This is a genomic window from Actinobacillus vicugnae, from assembly GCF_901687125.1.
GTDB lineage: Bacteria > Pseudomonadota > Gammaproteobacteria > Enterobacterales > Pasteurellaceae > Actinobacillus > Actinobacillus vicugnae.
This window is the reverse complement of record NZ_CABFJY010000044.1, coordinates 113,701-131,435: the sequence shown is the minus strand read 5'-3', so window position 1 is coordinate 131,435 and position 17,735 is coordinate 113,701. Positions and strand designations below refer to the sequence as shown.

The window sequence follows — 17,735 nt, the reverse complement described above, 5'->3', positions numbered from 1 at the left end:
TTGGCGCAAATTAATCATTTAGAAGTATGATAATCTTCATATTACTCCTAAAGGAGTATTTATTCTTATAAATTGTGTGAGGATGTATGTTTAAATTTAAATTATCATTAGTGAGTGGAGTGGTTTGTGTTGTGCTGGGAGCAAGTGCATTATTTGGTGTTCAATCAGTAATGAAAGCAACTAGTACTACCGAGTTTTGTGTGAGTTGTCATTCTATGAGTCATCCGCAAGCGGAATGGGAGGGGAGTGTCCATTTTTCTAATCGTAAAGGCATTCGTGCAGAGTGCTCAGATTGCCATGTTCCACAAGATGGTTTGCATTATGTAAAAGCGAAAGTGGTGGCGTTAAAAGATGTATGGCACACCTTTGTAACCAATAAATTGTCAGACCAAGAAGCTTATGAAGCACATCGTTTAGAAATGGCGCAACGTGTTTGGGCGGATATGAAGGAAACCGATTCGGCTACTTGTCGCAGTTGCCATAGCTTTGATGCAATGCTCGTCAGTGAACAAAAAGAAGCTGCACAAAAAATGCATAAAATTGCACAAGAAACCAATCAAACTTGTATTGATTGCCATAAGGGCGTGGCGCATTTTATGCCAGAGATGCAAGTAGATAATAGTGCGGCGTTAGGCGAACTAACTAAACATGCAGGGCAATTTAGTGCGAGTGATCAAGTTCTATATAGCTTAGCTATGTCGCCAGCGCAACTTGTACAAGGTGGTGAGATTCGTTTATTGCCATTTGCCGAATTACATCAATGGAAACAAGAAGGCGATAATGTTTCAGGCACAATCAAAGGCTGGCAGCAAGTTGGTGCAGAAAGTGTGCTATATATGGGGCTAGGAAAACGCATTATGGTTGGTTTAATTGGTGATGAAAGCAAAGACAAATTAACTGTTCATCAAACAGTAAACGATAGTGTGACTAATTCAGATTGGAAAGAGGTGAGTGTACAAGTAACCTTACCAAAAACAGCACTAACCGCAGATCTTAATGCGTTAAATCATTTCGGCAATAACTTAAACCAATCGCATTGTAGTGGTTGTCATGCACCGATTGGCGCAGAACATTACACAGCTAATCAATGGATCGGTGTAGTGAATTCAATGAAAGATCGCACCTCAATGTCAGCAGATGATGTACGTGCGGTAACTATCTATCTACAACGTAACGCTAAGGATGTTACGGGTAGTGCTCACTAGTTTTATTTAACTTATATGATACCGAGCTGGTATGCCTAAGTCGTTTGATAAGGGATGCCAGCCTGTGATAAGCGGTCAAAATTAGTAGCTTTTTTGCAAAATTCGACCACTTGTTACACAGGATAGCAAAGAAATGCACTATCCCCTCGTGTTTAGAAAGGTGTCAAATTTCACTTAATTTCAGAGGATTATATCTATGAAAACACAAGAGAAAATTAATGCGAGTCGTCGTGGCTTTCTTAAAAACACTTCGCTTGGACTTGCAGGGACATCTTTAGCTGGAGGCGGTGTTAATGCGTTAATTTCAACAGAAGCCGCCGCCGCGGAAATGCAAACTGTAATGACAGCGGCACACTGGGGGGCTTTAGGTGTCGTGGTTGAAAATGGTAAGGTGGTGAAATCTGGACCAGCGATACCATCATCAATTGAAAATGAATTACAAACTGTAGTACCAGATCAAGTACATGGTGAAACCCGTGTGAAATATCCAATGGTACGTAAAGGCTATTTAGAAGGTAATAAAGATACATCTTTACGTGGTCGTGATGAATGGGTGCGAATTTCGTGGGATAAAGCGTTTGAATTAGTGGCAAATGAAATGAAACGTGTGCGTGATACTTATGGACCAAGTGCGATTTTTGGTGGTTCTTATGGTTGGTATAGTTCAGGTTCATTACACGCAGCGCGTACATTATTACAACGCTATCTAAATATTACAGGCGGATTTGTTGGTGTGAAAGGCGACTATTCTACAGGTGCTGCTCAAGTGATTATGCCACACGTATTAGGTACGATTGAGGTTTATGAACAGCAAACCAGCTGGGAAGTCATTTTAGAAAGCACTGATGTTATCGTACTTTGGTCGGCGAACCCATTAAACACGCTCCGTCTTGCATGGACTTCAACTGATCAGCAAGGTTTAGAGTATTTCAAAAAATTTAAAGAAAGCGGTAAGCGTATTATTTGTATTGACCCAGTAAGAAGCGAAAGTTGTGAATATTTAGGTGCAGAGTGGATTCCAGTTCATACAGGTACTGACGTAGCGTTAATGTTAGGTATGGCGCATACTTTAGTTACTGAGGATAAACACGATAAAGCATTTTTACAAAAATATACCAAAGGCTATGAACAATTTGAAAAATACCTGTTAGGTACGGAAGACAAACAACCGAAAGATGCAGAATGGGCAAGCAAAATTTGTGGTGTGCCAGCAGAAACTATTAAACAGCTTGCACTTGAACTACAAAGTAAACGTACCATGTTAATGGCGGGTTGGGGTATTCAACGTCAACGTCATGGTGAACAAGGTCACTGGATGTTAGTTACACTGGCTTCAATGTTAGGTCAAATCGGTTTACCAGGCGGTGGTTTCGGATTTAGCTACCACTATTCAAATGGTGGTGCGCCAACGGCAACGGGTGGTATTTTAGGATCGATTTCTGCAAATCCAGCTACCGAGGCTGGGGCAAAAACATGGTTAGATGAAACCTCAAAATTCTCTTTCCCGCTTGCTCGTATTTCCGATGCGTTATTAAATCCAGGTAAAACGATTGACTATAACGGCACGAAAGTAACTTACCCTGATATTAAAGTGATTTGGTGGTCAGGCGGTAACCCATTTACGCATCATCAAGATACGAATACCTTAGTTAAAGCATGGCAAAAACCAAATAGCGTGTTTGTTACGGAATGTCATTGGACACCAACTGCACGTATGGCGGACATTGTTTTACCTGCGACAACAAGTTATGAACGTAATGACTTAACTATGTCGGGCGATTATTCAATGATGAATATTTTCCCAATGAAACAAGTGGTTTCACCACAATTTGAAGCGAAAAATGACTACGATATTTTTGCAGAACTTTCAAAACGTGCGGGCAAAGAACAAGAATTTACCGAAGGTAAATCTGAAATGGATTGGTTAAAAAGCTTCTATCAAACAGCCTTTGATGCAGCACGTAAAAACCGTGTGCTAATGCCTAAATTTGACCAATTCTGGGCAGATAATAAACCAATTACCTTTAAAGCGACTGAAAAAGCGAAAAAATGGGTGCGTTACGAAGAATTCCGCAATGATCCATTGCTCAATCCACTTGGTACACCATCAGGTAAAATTGAAATCTTCTCAGAAGTTATCGCAAAAATGAATTACGATGACTGTAAAGGACATCCAACTTGGATGGCGCATGAAGAGTTTGCAGGTAGCGCGACCGCGGAAGCACCACTTGCTTTAGTAACACCACATTCAAAATATCGTTTACATAGCCAATTAGCGTATACTTCATTGCGTAAATTATATGCGGTAAATGATCGTGAACCTGTGTTAATTAACCATGAAGATGCGGCAGCAAGAGGCATTGCAAACGGTGACATCGTGCGCATTTTCAATAAGCGTGGACAAGTGTTAGCGGGCGCCGTGGTCACAGATGGTATTATTAAAGGCACTGTTGCTTTACATGAAGGTGCTTGGTATGACCCACTTGATCTTGGTACTTCAGAACAACCTTTGTGCAAAAACGGTAATCCAAATGTACTCACTCGTGATGAGGGCACTTCAAAATTAGCGCAAGGTAACTCACCAAATACAGCAATTGTACAAGTGGAAAAATTCACAGGTGTTGCACCAGAAGTCACGGTATTTAAAGAACCTAAATATACGCAGGCATAGCATAAGCGTATAAACATAACAAACGCACTAGTCTTGATGATTAGTGCGTTTTTATTTAGATTCATATTCCAAGCGAAAAGATGTTATAGTTAGCAATCTATTTTTAAGGAGAAACTATGAAAAATAAATTTGTATTAGCTGCTGCGCTCAACGGTTTTTTCTGTATTGCTTTTGGCGCATTTGCCTCTCACTGTTTGGCAAAAGCGCTAGATACAAAAGCGCTAAGTTGGATTGATACAGGCATTCAGTATCAAATGTTTCACACTTTGGCTTTGTTGGCGTTGGGGTTATTCCAATTAGCGAATTCGGTGCAAAATCCGCCCGCTTGCAGAGCAAAAGCCTTTAATATTATCGGTGGAAGCTGGTTGTTAGGTATTTTATTGTTTAGCGGCAGCTTATATGCGTTAGCGCTATTTGGACAGCGCTTATTTGTATGGAGTACGCCAGTTGGCGGCGTGTGTTTTATGATTGGTTGGATTGCTCTCATTTTTGTGAGCCTACGTACTAAAAAATAATGTAATAAAACGCTATACTAATCAAATTTTCAACCCATTAAAAAATTATGAATAAACTTGCATTATATTGTCGTGCTGGCTTTGAAAAAGAGGCCGCTGGCGAAATTACGGATAAGGCTGCACAGTTAGGTGTATTTGGCTTTGTGAATTTAAAAGAAAATAGTGGCTACGTTATTTTTGAATGTTATCAAGCAGGCGATGCCGATCGTTTAGCTAAAGAATTAAAATTTGAACAACTGATTTTTGCTCGTCAAATGATTGTGGTGGGCGATATGTTGCAAGACTTGCCCGCCGAAGATCGTATTTCGCCGATTTTGGCGCAATATCAAGCGCTAAATCCACGTCATAGCTCCGATATTTTTGTAGAAACACCCGATACAAATGAAGCAAAAGAATTGCTTACCTTTTGCCGTAAATTTACCGTACCGTTACGCAATAGTTTGAAAAAGCAAGGTTGGTTAAGTAAATCAGCCAATGCGAAGGACAGTATCAGTTTACATATTTTGTTTGTTCGCTCGGGCTGTTGCTATGTTGGCTATGCTTATAACAGCAATAAATCGCCATTTTTTATGGGAATTCCACGTTTGAAATTTCCTGCAGAAGCGCCAAGCCGTTCAACCTTAAAACTAGAAGAAGCGATTTTAACTTTTATCCCTGAAGCGGAAGAGAAAAAACGTTTCACCGAACAAATGACGGGAGTAGATTTAGGTGCTTGTCCTGGTGGTTGGACGTATCAATTAGTTAAACGGGGTGTTTTTGTGTATACGGTCGATCACGGCAAAATGGCGGCAAGTTTGCATGAAACAGGACGAATTGAGCATTGTTCTGAAGACGGTTTTAAATTCCAACCACCTAAGCGTAAAACGATTGATTGGTTAGTGTGCGATATGGTGGAGCAACCGATGCGTATTAGTAAATTGATCGGGAAGTGGTTAGTTAATGGTTGGTGTCGCGAAACGATTTTCAACCTAAAATTACCGATGAAAAAGCGTTATCAAGAAGTGCAACACTGTTTAGCTTACCTTGAGGAGGAACTCGCAAAACAGGGGTTTTGGTTTAAAATTCAAGCTAAACATCTCTATCATGATAGAGAAGAGATTACGGTTCATATCGCAATAATGGGGCGTAAGCCTCAATAGTTATCAAAGCGGTAAGATTTTCACAAAAATTTGCAAATTTATGGCAAAATCTTACCGCTTCTTTCAATAAGAATAAGCAGTTATAGAGGAAAACACAATGACATTAAAAATCGGAATCGTCGGTGCGGGCGGTCGTATGGGACGTAACTTGATTACGGCAGTACAAAATGCAGAAGGTGTGGAATTAGGTGCGGCATTTGAGCGTAAAGGCTCAAGTTTAGTTGGGGCGGATGCGGGCGAAGTTGCGGGTATTGGTACAACAGGGGTAAAAATCAGTGATGATTTGAACCAAAATACCCATTTTGATGTATTAATTGATTTTACCCGCCCTGAAGGCACGCTGGAGCATATTCAATTCTGTGTAGCAAACGGTAAAAAAATGGTAATCGGTACCACAGGTTTTGATGATGCAGGCAAACAGGCTATTACAGATGCTGCAGAAAAAATCTCAATTGTGTTTGCATCTAACTATAGCGTAGGGGTAAACCTTGTGTTTAAACTCCTTGAAAAAGCGGCAAAAGTAATGGGCGATTATTGCGATATCGAAGTGATTGAAGCACATCATCGCCATAAAGTCGATGCACCATCTGGCACAGCGCTTTCAATGGGCGAACATATCGCTAAAACATTAGGTAGAGATTTAAAAACGCACGGTGTATTTGCTCGTGAAGGCATTACAGGCGAGCGTAAACGTGATGAAATTGGTTTTGCGACTATTCGTGCAGGTGATGTGGTTGGCGAACATTCGGTATGGTTTGCTGATGAGGGCGAGCGTGTAGAGATTGCTCATAAAGCTTCAAGCCGTATGACCTTTGCTAATGGTGCAGTACGTGCAGCAAAATGGCTTGAAAGTAAACAAAATGGCTTGTTTGATATGACAGATGTTTTAGATTTAAATAATTTATAATGTGTTGGACAACTGAAAATAATAAATAGGAATAACAATATGGCTAAATACAACAATATTGAAACGACATTAGTACAATTGGGTAATCGCACAGATCCTCGTACGGGTGCGGTTGCAACGCCAATTATTTTATCGACCGCTTATGGACGAGATGGCTTAGGGGAATCAACAGGTTGGGATTACACGCGTACCAAAAATCCAACACGTGCCGTATTAGAACAAGGCATTGCTGATTTAGAAGGTGGTGATGCAGGTTTTGCAATGGCATCTGGTATGGCGGCGATTCAGCTTGTGATGTCATTATTTAAAGCGCCAGATGAGTGGATTATTTCGAGCGATGTTTACGGTGGTTCTTATCGTTTATTTGATTTCAGCTATAAACACCACAATACTGTTAAACCTGTCTATGTAAACACAGCAGATTTAGCCGCAATTGAAGCTGCAATTACGCCAAATACCAAAGCAATTTTTGTTGAAACGCCTTCAAACCCGTTAATGGAAGAGTGTGATGTAGATGCCATTTCAAAAATTGCTAAAAAGCATAATTTAATGCTGATCGTGGATAATACTTTCTTAACCCCAATTTTATTCCGCCCAATTGAGCATGGTGCGGATATTGTGATTCACAGTGCCACAAAATATTTGTCTGGTCATAATGATGTGCTAGCAGGCTTAATTGTTGCAAAAGATTCAGAAGTAACTAAGGTGAACGGTCAAAATCTTTCTGAACGTTTATTCTACTTTCAAAACTGTGCTGGTGCAGTACTTTCGCCATTTGATTCTTATCTTGCGGTGCGAGGTTTAAAAACGCTTGCATTACGTATGGAACGTCACCAAGCGAACGCAACAGAACTTGCAAAATTCTTAAGTGAACAACCAGAAATTGACAGTGTGCTTTATTCAGGTAAAAGTGGTATGCTTTCATTCCGTTTACAAAAAGAAGAATGGGTACCAAAATTCTTAAAAGCAATTAAATTAATCACTTTTGCGGAAAGTTTAGGTGGTACGGAAAGCTTTATTACTTACCCTTCAACCCAAACGCATATGGATATCCCAGAAGCGGAACGTATTGCGCGCGGTATTACCAATAATTTATTGCGTTTTTCTGTGGGGATTGAACACGTTGAAGATCTCAAAGCTGATCTTCGTCAAGCGTTTGAGCAATTAAAATAAGAAATGTGCCCTGAGAAATCAGGGCGTATTTTTGTTGGGATAAAAATTAAAAGGGATTTGCGGTTATTTAATTTTATAAATGTGCTTGGTAAATATCTTGCCATTCTAAAGCATAATAAAACCAATATCGGTCACGAAATCTGGTTTTTGAGTGAAGCAACCAAGGTTTTGCCTCAGTGTTAAAATGCAACACAAGGGGCGTAATCTGCTCAGGGAAACTTTCTAATAAGTGAGTTAACCCAAGTTGAGGATATAAGAAATCTACGCCAACTAAGTAGTTATAGCCTCTATTTACTTTTAACCATTTATCCTTAAAAATAAAATTAAGTACAGTTTGATCAGCATCTGGTAATTGATTTACATATTGTTCAGATAACGATAATGCTAAGGCAGTGATATTATTTTCTTTCCATAAACGGTTATTAATTAATAAAACACCAGCATTAAAACTGTAGTTGCCGTATGTTTTATGAGCAATGTCATCTTTTACCGCGGCTAAAAAATAGTTTTCTATATTAGTTTGATAAAATTGTTGTAAATTGCCTGTTACAATTAAGTCACTATCTAAATACAAAACTTTCTCTTCAGGAATTAGATCGGAGATAAAATAACGAAAGTAGGTTGTATCCGATGAGATATGTGGATAACTTTTGAAGTTTTTGATCGTCTCATTTGTAATTTTGACATCCGTAACTGAACAACCTAGTTTGGCCAACTTATGATTTAATATATGAAACCACTCAGCAGGGAAATCTCGATTTAGGATAAAAAATTTAATATTTTTATTATGATAACAGATAGACTTAATGGTCGTTACTAAATGTTCTGAGTAAGATTGATCAGCCGCAAGGGCGATATTGGTATAGGTAGTATTAATCATGTTTATACTTATATTTACATTAGTTTTGCAATTATATATTAAATTTATTTAGCTTACACATTATTAATGAAGGGTTGTAGTTTATAAAACACACATTTAAATAGGATAAAATAATGAAAAAACATCATATTGAAACACTAATTTCTCACGAAGAAGTGCAATCCCGCATTGCAGAGCTAGCAAAAGAAATTAATCATCACTATGCTCACACACATTGTAAAAATTTGGTGGTAGTAGGTTTATTGCGTGGGTCATTCATGTTTATGGCAGATTTAGTACGTTTAATTGATGTGCCTGTTGAAGTGGATTTTATGACTGCTTCAAGTTATGGCTTAGGCACAGAATCTAGTCGTGATGTAAAAATCTTAAAAGACTTAGATGGCGAAATTCATGGTAAAGATGTATTAATTGTTGAAGATATTATTGATACAGGTTTTACACTGAGCAAAGTGCATGATATTTTAAATTTACGTGAGCCTCGCTCCGTTGCAATTTGTACCTTATTAGATAAGCCATCACGCCGTGAAGTTGATGTGGCTGTTGAATGGGTAGGGTTTGCAATTCCTGATGAGTTTGTTGTTGGTTATGGCATTGACTACGCACAAAAATACCGCAATCTTGATTACATTGGTAAAGTTGTGATGGACGAATAGGGAAAATCTGACAAAATTAGACCGCTTGAGGGAAACTTCAAGCGGTTTTTTATGCCTAATTTTCCCAAATTAGTAAATGGAGAAAGAAATTATGTGGAAAAGAACACTTTTAGCATTATTGGTTATTAGTGCGGTTAATATAAATAATGTGGAAGCCAAACAAAAAGTAAAATTATACAGTGAGGCAGAAGTTGCTCAATTACAAACCGAATTAGAATCAAAATTAACGGCCCAATGGCAAAAAACGCAACAAAATCAAGCGGAGCTTGCGACACAAAGAGCTTATTTTGAGCAATTAGAAGCAATATTAAAAACAGCTCAAACGCAAAAAAAACTCACACTGACGGCATTACAATTAAGTAATAAATTAATTAAAGCGTTAGCAGGTTATCCATTACAAATGGAAGCAGAATGGGAATTATTAAAAACCAAACTTGCGTTAAAACAATCTACAGAACAAGAAATTGCAGAATTTAGCCAAAAATACCCAAATTCGGTGTATCAAAAACGTTTAAATCAATTGCCATTTGAACAACTATACCAAGCGGCTAATTGGACGGCGTTACTAGAATATGCGAAGAAAATAGCGCCTGAAGGCAATGAAAATCAGTGTCGAGTATTTTCTGCGCAATATCAATTATTGGCTAGCAGTGCACAAATTAACCCAGAAGCAGAACAAGCAAATGCCACGAGAAATAGCGCAACAACTAGCGTAATGGCTGATTTCATTGGACAATTTGAAAAGTTTTGGTTAAAAACCGCAGAATTGCCACAAATTTGTAGCGATATTGAGGCTTATTGGCGTGATCAAGGTGGCAAAACAGCCGAAAAAGTGCGTTTAAAAGCGGTTGAATTAGTCAAACAAAATGCTAAAAAAGGCTTGGAAATTCTAAGTTTAAATAATCAAGATAGCGAATTGGGTTTATGGCTAACGGAAGTGAGCAAGTTACAAAATGATATAAATTACTTGCTAAATTTTGTGCAAAATCAACCGCTTACCGAGAGCAATAAAGCGTTAGTGATACGGAGCTTTCCTAAACTGATTGAATCATTCTCTGAAGATATGCCATCACCTAACTTTGCCCCTTATCAAACTTGGGCGGATAAATGGCAATTAACTCCTGCAGAGCAGCAAGAATGGAAGACCGCCTTTATCACTCGCTTTTTTGATAATTCATCAGGCGAATGGCAAATTTGGCGAGATCAAGAACTTTCCACATTAAAAGCAGACAATTTAACCGAACGTCGTTTACGCATGGCGCTTTGGAAAAAAGAGAAATTGGATAGCTGGCTTGGGCTGTTATCGGATACGGCTAAACAAAAAGCAGAATGGCGCTACTGGTTGGCAAAAACAGAGAAGGATACAGCAAAACGCACTCAACAGTTTAATAAGCTAGCGAAAGAGCGTGGGTTTTACCCAATGTTAGCGGCTCAACAAGTAGCCCAAAATTACCAGTTTGAACAGCCAGTAATTAGAGCATTAACTGCTGAACAACTTGCACAATTTGAACCGCAATTTATGCGGATTAAAGAATGGCGAGCACTGAATCGCTTTGAAACCGCAAAAAACTTGTGGGCAGAGTGGTTAAAAGGTTTATCGTTTGATGAGCAGCTTGGTTTAAGTGAATATGCTAAACAGCAAGCGTGGTATGATTTAGCGGTTGAAGCAACGATTCAAGCTAAAGCATGGGATTATATAGCGTTACGTTTACCAAATGCTTATTCGCAATGGTTTGATTTAAATCTGATGGAAAATGGGGTTGCAAAGAGCTTTGCAATGGCAATTGCGCGCCAAGAGAGTGCATGGAGTAGTCAAGCAAAATCACATGCGAATGCGATGGGATTAATGCAAATGTTACCGACTACTGCGGAATTAACTGCGAAAAATATGGGGCTACCGTTTGAAAATGGTAAAAATTTATTCGATCCGCTTAGCAATATCATGCTAGGTATGGCACATCTCAATGAGTTAAATGCCAAGTATCCGAATAATCGAATCTTAATTGCGGCAGCCTATAATGCAGGCTTGAGTCGAGTAGAGAAGTGGTTAGAGCGTAGTAATGGAACATTGGCACTGGATGAGTTTATCGCCTCAATTCCGTTCTATGAAACCCGTGGTTATGTGCAAAATGTGCTAGCTTATGATTATTACTATCAAATGTTACAAAATGCATCCACTAAACAGATGTTCTACCAAGAAGAACTGCAGAAAAAATACTAATTAGCCTCAATTAGGCAAAATAAGCAAGCGGTCAAATTTACTCAAGAATTTGCAAAAAATCTTAGAAATTTAACCGCTTGTTATGATGGAAATTGTTAGTTTAACGAGAACGTTTTAGTGGTAGACTCGTATTTGATCCCTGAATGAGAACCTTCAGCACCGTTAAAATAAACATTTTTAGATTGAGAACAAGCACTGATCGCTAAAATGCTTGCTACTAAGAAAATGACTTTTTTCATATTACCTCGAATATTGTAAAAAAGCGGTCATTTTCGACCGCTTATCATTCAATTAAGCTGTAAAGCCTTCTTTTAAGCTTACGGTTAAGTTAAACACTAAGTTTTCAGCAGAACCGTCTTTGCTATCTAAACAGTAATAACCTTCACGCTCAAATTGGTAGCCTTGTTCCGCTTTGGCATTGATTAAACTCGGTTCAACAAAACCGTGTTTCACCACAAGTGATTCAGGGTTTAATACCGTATTAATATCGTCTTCTGCACCTGGGTTTGCGACTGTGAATAAGCGGTTATAAATACGGAATTCTGCTGGTTTGTTATCTTCTGCTGACACCCAGTGAATGACCCCTTTTACTTTACGACCGTCCGCAGGGTTTTTACCTAATGTTTCGGGATCGTAACTACAGAAAATGGTGGTGATTTTACCGTTTTCGTCTTTTTCTACACGTTCAGCTTTAATCACATAAGCATTACGTAAACGCACTTCTTTGCCTAACACTAAACGTTTGTATTGTTTATTTGCTTCTTCACGGAAGTCTGCTTCATCAATGTAAAGCTCACGGGTGAATGGTAAATCACGCTCGCCTAATTCAGGACGATTTGGATGATTTGGCGCTTTAAGGATTTCTTTTTCACCAAAGTTTTCAATCACCACACGAACAGGGTTGATTACAGCCATTGCACGTGGTGCATTTTCATTTAAATCTTCACGAATACAAGCTTCCAGCGCAGAGTATTCCACCACGTTATCTTGTTTGGTTACCCCGATACGGCGACAAAACTCACGCAATGAAGCAGGGGTATAACCACGACGACGCAAGCCAGAAATGGTTGGCATACGAGGGTCGTTCCAGCCATCAACTGTACCGTCTGTAACGAGTTTCAATAACTTACGTTTAGAGGTGAGTGTGCCTTCTAAATTTAAGCGAGAAAATTCATACTGATGCGGTAATGGGCGCTCAATAGAAATATTCTCAAGTACCCAATCGTATAAACGACGGTTGTCTTGGAACTCTAGTGTACATAACGAGTGAGTAATACGTTCAATCGCATCAGAAATACAGTGAGTGAAATCGTACATTGGATAAATGCACCATTTATCACCTGTTTGGTGATGGTGGGCAAATTTCACACGATAGAGCACAGGGTCACGCATCACAATAAATGGCGAAGCCATATCAATTTTGGCACGCAAACACGCTTTACCTTCTTCAAATTCACCGTTTTTCATTTTCTCAAATAACGCTAAATTTTCTTCTACTGAACGATCACGGTAAGGGCTGTTTTTACCCGCTTCCGTTAAAGTACCACGATATTCACGCATTTCATCGGGTGAAAGTTCATCAACATAGGCTAAACCTTTGTTGATTAATTCAATCGCATAGCCGTAAAGTTGATCAAAATAATCTGAGGCATAACGAGGCTCGCCTTCCCATTTAAAACCTAACCATTCAACATCTTGTTTAATTGAATCAACATATTCTACGTCTTCTTTTACTGGGTTAGTGTCGTCGAAACGAAGGTTACATAAGCCTTTATATTCCTGCGCAATACCGAAGTTTAAGCAGATTGATTTTGCATGACCAATATGTAAATAACCGTTTGGCTCAGGCGGGAAGCGAGTATAAACATTATTGTGTTTACCGCTTTTAAGATCTTCATCAATAATATGGGTAATAAAATTCGCACGAGTTTCTGGCGCATTTTCTAAAATTTCTTCTGTCATAATGGTTCTCTGTTGCCTTTAAATAAAAATAACGTGTTATTTTACACTGTATTGCATACTTCATAAAGACGCAAACGGCGAGAAATAAAAAAGCGGTCGAATTATTTGCAAAATTTGCAAGAAATTCGACCGCTTGTTTTTTAAATTGAGATTATTTCACACGTGAAACGTATTCGCCAGAGCGAGTATCAACACGGATTACTTCGCCGATTTGTACGAATAATGGAACACGCACTACAGCACCTGTGCTTAATGTTGCTGGTTTACCACCAGTACCCGCTGTATCGCCTTTTAAACCTGGATCTGTTTCAACCACTTCTAATTCAACGAAGTTTGGCGGAGTAACAGAAATTGCAGAGCCGTTCCATAATGTGATGATACATTCAGCTTGATCAACTAACCATTTGTCGTTGTCACCTAATGCTTTTTGATCTACAGAAATTTGTTCGAATGTTTCTGGATGCATAAAGTACCAGAAATCTTCGTCTTTATATGAGTATGTGTAGTTGTAATCTACAACGTCTGCTGCTTCAACAGAAGTTCCTGATTTGAAGTTGATCTCTAATACTTTACCAGAGATTAATTTACGGATTTTAGTACGGGTAAATGCTTGACCTTTACCTGGTTTAACGAATTCATTTTCAACGATTACACAAGGTTCGCCATCTTGGATAAATTTTAAACCTGGTTTGAAGTCATTAGTGCTGTAACTAGCCATTGTTTCCTCAATTATTTAACAATAAATTAACAAAATTTGAAAACCCACTATTGGATTTGTCAAAAAGACCCATATAATACAGCAATTAGCGTAAGATCTCTAAAAGTTTTTGCGCTATAATTCAAAAATCTTATTTAATAAGGAAACTCAATGAAAAAAGTTGTAACGCTTTCAGCGATCATCGCATTATCTATCGCAACTGTTGCAGAAGCAAAACGTGCTGGCTCATTCCGTTCAGTATCTGGCAAACCAATTGCTGCACAAAAAACACAATCAATTCAATCAAATAAGCAAAAAGATGCAACATTTGATAACACTCAAAATCGTGCAATTCCAAATCAACAACAAGCACAGGCTACTGGTGGAAATCGTTTAGCGAGCTTTGCCACAGGTGCAGCCGCAGGTTATGTGTTAAGTGAAATGCTGGCACCGACACCAGCGCAAGCACAGCAAACTGCAGGGGCTACTCAGCCACAAGCGGTCGAAAATGCGCAAAATATTGCAAATGCAGCCCCTGTTACGGTTGCAACCTTTAAAAGTATTGGCGGACAAATTGATCCATTCTTAGTAGAAAAAACAGATGGTTACCGCCGTTATTGTATCGCAGGTGTGCAATACTTAGCTGCAGCGCAAGGTGGTCAATCTTCGCCAATCGTGATGGTTAATCCAAACGGTTCACCACTTGCTTGTAATTTAGTGCAATAATTTTATGCAGGGCGTGATAATACGCCCTTTATTTTTTCTATCACTGTTTAGGGCGTACGTCGTACCCCAACGAATTATGCAACCAGTCCAAATTGAATCTTCCAAACCTCAATGGCTACTTGAATTAGCGCAGGCATTCAATGACCCTATCGCTTTACTCGAATATCTTGAACTTGATCCAAAAGCATTTGAAACGGATATTACCGCGCGTAAACTCTTTGCATTACGTGTGCCTCGTCCATTTGCAGAAAAAATGCAAAAAGGCAATAAAAATGACCCGCTTTTTTTACAAGCAATGTCAGCTGTCGCTGAATTTATGCAAGTAGAAGGCTTTGTGAAAGACCCTCTGGAAGAACAGCATAGTCCAGCACCTAATATTTTGCATAAATACCATAACCGCTTGTTATTTATGATAAAAAATAGCTGTGCAATTAATTGTCGTTACTGTTTCCGCCGTCATTTCCCTTATGATGAAGTAAAAAGTGGTAAAAATGTTTGGCAACAAGGTTTGGATTATATTGCTGCCCATCCAGAGCTGGAGGAAGTTATTTTTTCGGGTGGCGACCCGCTAATGGCAAAAGATAGTGAATTAGATTGGCTAATTTCTGCATTAGAGCAGATTCCGCATATCAAAACGTTGCGGATTCATACTCGTTTACCCGTGGTTATTCCAAGTAGAATCACCACTGAATTATGTGACCGATTATCAAAATCACGTTTAAAAGTGGTCTTGGTAACGCATATCAATCATCCGAATGAAATTGACCTGCAACTCGCCGAAAAGCTAAATCAATTGCGCCAAGCAAAAGTGCTGGTGCTAAATCAATCGGTGTTATTAAAAAGCGTGAATGATAATGCGCATATACTCAAAGCACTTAGTGAAAAATTATTTGAGTGTGGCGTGTTGCCTTATTATTTGCATTTATTGGATAGAGTAGAGGGTGCAAGCCATTTCTTTATTGAGGATCAACAAGCGACCGAAATTTATCAAGAATTGCAACGCATTAGCTCAGGTTATTTAGTGCCAAAACTTGCACGCGAACTTGCAGGAGAACCAAATAAAACGTTGATGGGGTAGTCGTAAACAAGCAGGCAAATTTGCAGGAAATTTTGCAAAGATCGCTTGTAGGCATAAAAAAACCCGACACCAATAATGCAGTGTCGGGGGAGGTCTTACCTAAGGAAATGAAAAAAACTTACATAAATTCTGTTCAATTAGCGTTAAATATGACTAAGCGTATTTCAGAAAGTTCACAAATTTATAAAAATTTTTAAACTTTTTTCGGGTTTATTTGATTTTTCTTATATATCAACTGGTTATATTGACTAATAATTATTCTTCAACTTGACAACCTCCGAGGTCACCGCACAATCTTTTCCGTTCGTTGTATTGTTGAGCTTTTACTAAATTATTCTCTAATTTAGCCCATGCACATTTTTAGGTAGATTATGGTTTTAACTACGAACACGAAAAAGTAGAAAAAAAACGACAATTTCCTTTATTTCCTTACTTATTCTTGTAAAATACCGAACGATTATTTTCTATAAAACTCACAATAAAAATTGAGGTATTCAATGTCTAAATTTCCAACAGTTTCGGAAATCCTATCTGGCAAAGTTGCGGTAGGCGAAGAAGTTGCAGTACGTGGTTGGGTGCGTACTCGCCGTGACTCAAAAGCAGGTTTATCATTTTTAGCCGTGTATGACGGTTCTTGTTTTGAACCGATCCAAGCGATCATTAATAACGATTTAGCAAATTATAACGATGAAGTTTTACGTTTAACGGCTGGCTGTTCAGTTATCGTAACAGGTAAAGTTGTTGAATCACCTGCGGAAGGTCAAGCGGTTGAATTACACGCAACGCACGTTGAAGTGGTTGGTTGGGTTGAAGATCCAGATACTTATCCGATGGCAGCAAAACGCCACTCAATCGAGTATTTACGTGAAGTAGCACATTTACGCCCTCGTACAAACTTAATCGGCGCAGTAGCACGTGTTCGTCACTGTTTAGCACAAGCGATTCACCGTTTCTTTAACGAACAAGGTTTCTATTGGGTAGCGACTCCACTTATCACTGCGTCTGATACTGAAGGTGCGGGGGAAATGTTCCGTGTTTCAACCCTCGATTTAGAAAACTTACCACGCACGGAAGAAGGTAAAGTCGATTTTAGCCAAGATTTCTTCGGTAAGGAATCATTCTTAACCGTATCTGGTCAGTTAAATGGTGAAACTTACGCTTGTGCATTAAGTAAGGTTTATACTTTCGGCCCGACATTCCGTGCGGAAAACTCAAATACGACTCGTCACTTAGCAGAATTCTGGATGGTTGAACCTGAATTTGCATTTGCAACGTTAGCAGACAACGCAAAACTAGCAGAAGATATGTTGAAATATGTGTTTAAAGCAGTGCTTGAAGAACGCAAAGACGATATGCAATTCTTCGCAAAACACATTGATAAAGACGTAATTACTCGTTTAGAAAACTTTATCGCTTCGCCATTTGCACAAGTTGATTATACTGATGCAATTGAAATCTTATTAAAATCAGGTAAAGAGTTCGAGTTCCCTGTTTCTTGGGGTATCGATCTTTCTTCTGAACACGAGCGTTTCTTAGCGGAAGAATATTTCAAATCACCAGTTGTGGTGAAAAACTATCCGAAAGACATTAAAGCATTCTATATGCGTTTAAATGATGACGGGAAAACCGTTGCAGCGATGGACGTTTTAGCTCCAGGTATCGGTGAGATTATCGGTGGTTCACAACGTGAAGAACGTTTAGATGTATTAGATGCGCGTATGGTTGAGATGGGCTTAAATCCAGAAGATTACTGGTGGTATCGTGATTTACGTAAATATGGTACGGTTCCACACTCTGGTTTCGGTTTAGGTTTTGAACGCTTAATCGTTTATGTAACAGGCTTACAAAATATCCGTGAAGTAATTCCATTCCCACGTGCACCACGTAATGCGAACTTCTAATTAAAAA

At 38.8% G+C, this 17,735-nt stretch carries 15 protein-coding genes and 1 riboswitch; of the genes, 11 read left to right on the top strand and 4 right to left on the bottom strand.

The features are described 5' to 3' along the window. The first annotated feature begins 86 nt into the window (after positions 1-86). From F8M47_RS08810 to F8M47_RS08785, 6 genes are all read left to right on the top strand, one after another. On the top strand, positions 87-1,205 hold the full coding sequence (locus F8M47_RS08810; RefSeq protein ID WP_150539734.1) for a NapC/NirT family cytochrome c: 1,119 nt from the start codon (positions 87-89) through the stop codon (positions 1,203-1,205). A gap of 7 nt (positions 1,206-1,212) precedes the next feature. After that, a riboswitch (molybdenum cofactor riboswitch) is annotated at positions 1,213-1,384 on the top strand. A gap of 17 nt (positions 1,385-1,401) precedes the next feature. Beyond that, positions 1,402-3,876: a trimethylamine-N-oxide reductase TorA gene (gene torA, locus F8M47_RS08805; protein ID WP_150539733.1), complete on the top strand. Its 2,475-nt coding sequence runs from the start codon at positions 1,402-1,404 to the stop codon at positions 3,874-3,876. Positions 3,877-3,992: 116 nt separating this feature from the next. Continuing rightward, entirely contained in the window at positions 3,993-4,391 is a 399-nt protein-coding gene (locus F8M47_RS08800; protein ID WP_150539732.1) for a DUF423 domain-containing protein, read from the top strand. A gap of 47 nt (positions 4,392-4,438) precedes the next feature. Beyond that, on the top strand, positions 4,439-5,530 hold the full coding sequence (gene rlmM, locus F8M47_RS08795) for a 23S rRNA (cytidine(2498)-2'-O)-methyltransferase RlmM (RefSeq protein ID WP_150539731.1): 1,092 nt from the start codon (positions 4,439-4,441) through the stop codon (positions 5,528-5,530). 97 nt (positions 5,531-5,627) lie between these two features. Further along, a complete protein-coding gene (gene dapB / locus F8M47_RS08790) occupies positions 5,628-6,437 on the top strand; it encodes a 4-hydroxy-tetrahydrodipicolinate reductase (RefSeq protein ID WP_150539730.1) in 810 nt (269 codons plus the stop codon). Positions 6,438-6,476: 39 nt separating this feature from the next. Next, positions 6,477-7,610, top strand: a complete 1,134-nt coding sequence (locus tag F8M47_RS08785; RefSeq protein ID WP_150539729.1) for a methionine biosynthesis PLP-dependent protein — start codon at positions 6,477-6,479, stop codon at positions 7,608-7,610. Between the two features lie 73 nt (positions 7,611-7,683). Here the strand turns inward: F8M47_RS08785 and F8M47_RS08780 are convergent, their stop codons facing one another. Beyond that, positions 7,684-8,490 (bottom strand): glycosyltransferase family 8 protein, encoded by an 807-nt coding sequence (locus tag F8M47_RS08780; RefSeq protein WP_150539728.1) that lies wholly within the window; start codon positions 8,488-8,490, stop codon positions 7,684-7,686. A gap of 113 nt (positions 8,491-8,603) precedes the next feature. On the opposite strand from F8M47_RS08780, the gene hpt reads away from it, so the two are divergent. Beyond that, a complete protein-coding gene (hpt, locus tag F8M47_RS08775) occupies positions 8,604-9,143 on the top strand; it encodes a hypoxanthine phosphoribosyltransferase (protein WP_150539727.1) in 540 nt (179 codons plus the stop codon). A 91-nt stretch (positions 9,144-9,234) separates the two neighbouring features. Then, positions 9,235-11,364 carry a transglycosylase SLT domain-containing protein gene (locus tag F8M47_RS08770; RefSeq protein ID WP_150539726.1) on the top strand — a complete coding sequence of 710 codons (2,130 nt, stop codon included), beginning with the start codon at positions 9,235-9,237 and terminating at the stop codon, positions 11,362-11,364. Between the two features lie 95 nt (positions 11,365-11,459). Here F8M47_RS08770 and F8M47_RS12090 read toward each other — a convergent pair whose 3' ends face one another. The 3 genes from F8M47_RS12090 to efp all read right to left on the bottom strand — a co-directional run bounded on the left by F8M47_RS12090 (position 11,460) and on the right by efp (position 14,044). Next, positions 11,460-11,603 carry a hypothetical protein gene (locus tag F8M47_RS12090; protein ID WP_167509613.1) on the bottom strand — a complete coding sequence of 48 codons (144 nt, stop codon included), beginning with the start codon at positions 11,601-11,603 and terminating at the stop codon, positions 11,460-11,462. A 52-nt stretch (positions 11,604-11,655) separates the two neighbouring features. Further along, on the bottom strand, positions 11,656-13,326 hold the full coding sequence (gene glnS / locus F8M47_RS08765; RefSeq protein ID WP_150539725.1) for a glutamine--tRNA ligase: 1,671 nt from the start codon (positions 13,324-13,326) through the stop codon (positions 11,656-11,658). A 151-nt stretch (positions 13,327-13,477) separates the two neighbouring features. Continuing rightward, positions 13,478-14,044, bottom strand: a complete 567-nt coding sequence (gene efp / locus F8M47_RS08760) for an elongation factor P (RefSeq protein ID WP_014991472.1) — start codon at positions 14,042-14,044, stop codon at positions 13,478-13,480. Between the two features lie 150 nt (positions 14,045-14,194). Between efp and F8M47_RS08755 the strand changes: the two genes are divergently transcribed. The 3 genes from F8M47_RS08755 (at position 14,195) to asnS (ending at position 17,728) form a co-directional block, all read left to right on the top strand. Continuing rightward, positions 14,195-14,749, top strand: a complete 555-nt coding sequence (locus tag F8M47_RS08755) for a hypothetical protein (protein WP_150539724.1) — start codon at positions 14,195-14,197, stop codon at positions 14,747-14,749. A gap of 76 nt (positions 14,750-14,825) precedes the next feature. Beyond that, positions 14,826-15,827 carry an EF-P beta-lysylation protein EpmB gene (gene epmB, locus F8M47_RS08750; protein WP_150539723.1) on the top strand — a complete coding sequence of 334 codons (1,002 nt, stop codon included), beginning with the start codon at positions 14,826-14,828 and terminating at the stop codon, positions 15,825-15,827. A gap of 497 nt (positions 15,828-16,324) precedes the next feature. Further along, a complete protein-coding gene (gene asnS, locus F8M47_RS08745) occupies positions 16,325-17,728 on the top strand; it encodes an asparagine--tRNA ligase (protein WP_150539722.1) in 1,404 nt (467 codons plus the stop codon). Positions 17,729-17,735 lie beyond the last annotated feature (7 nt).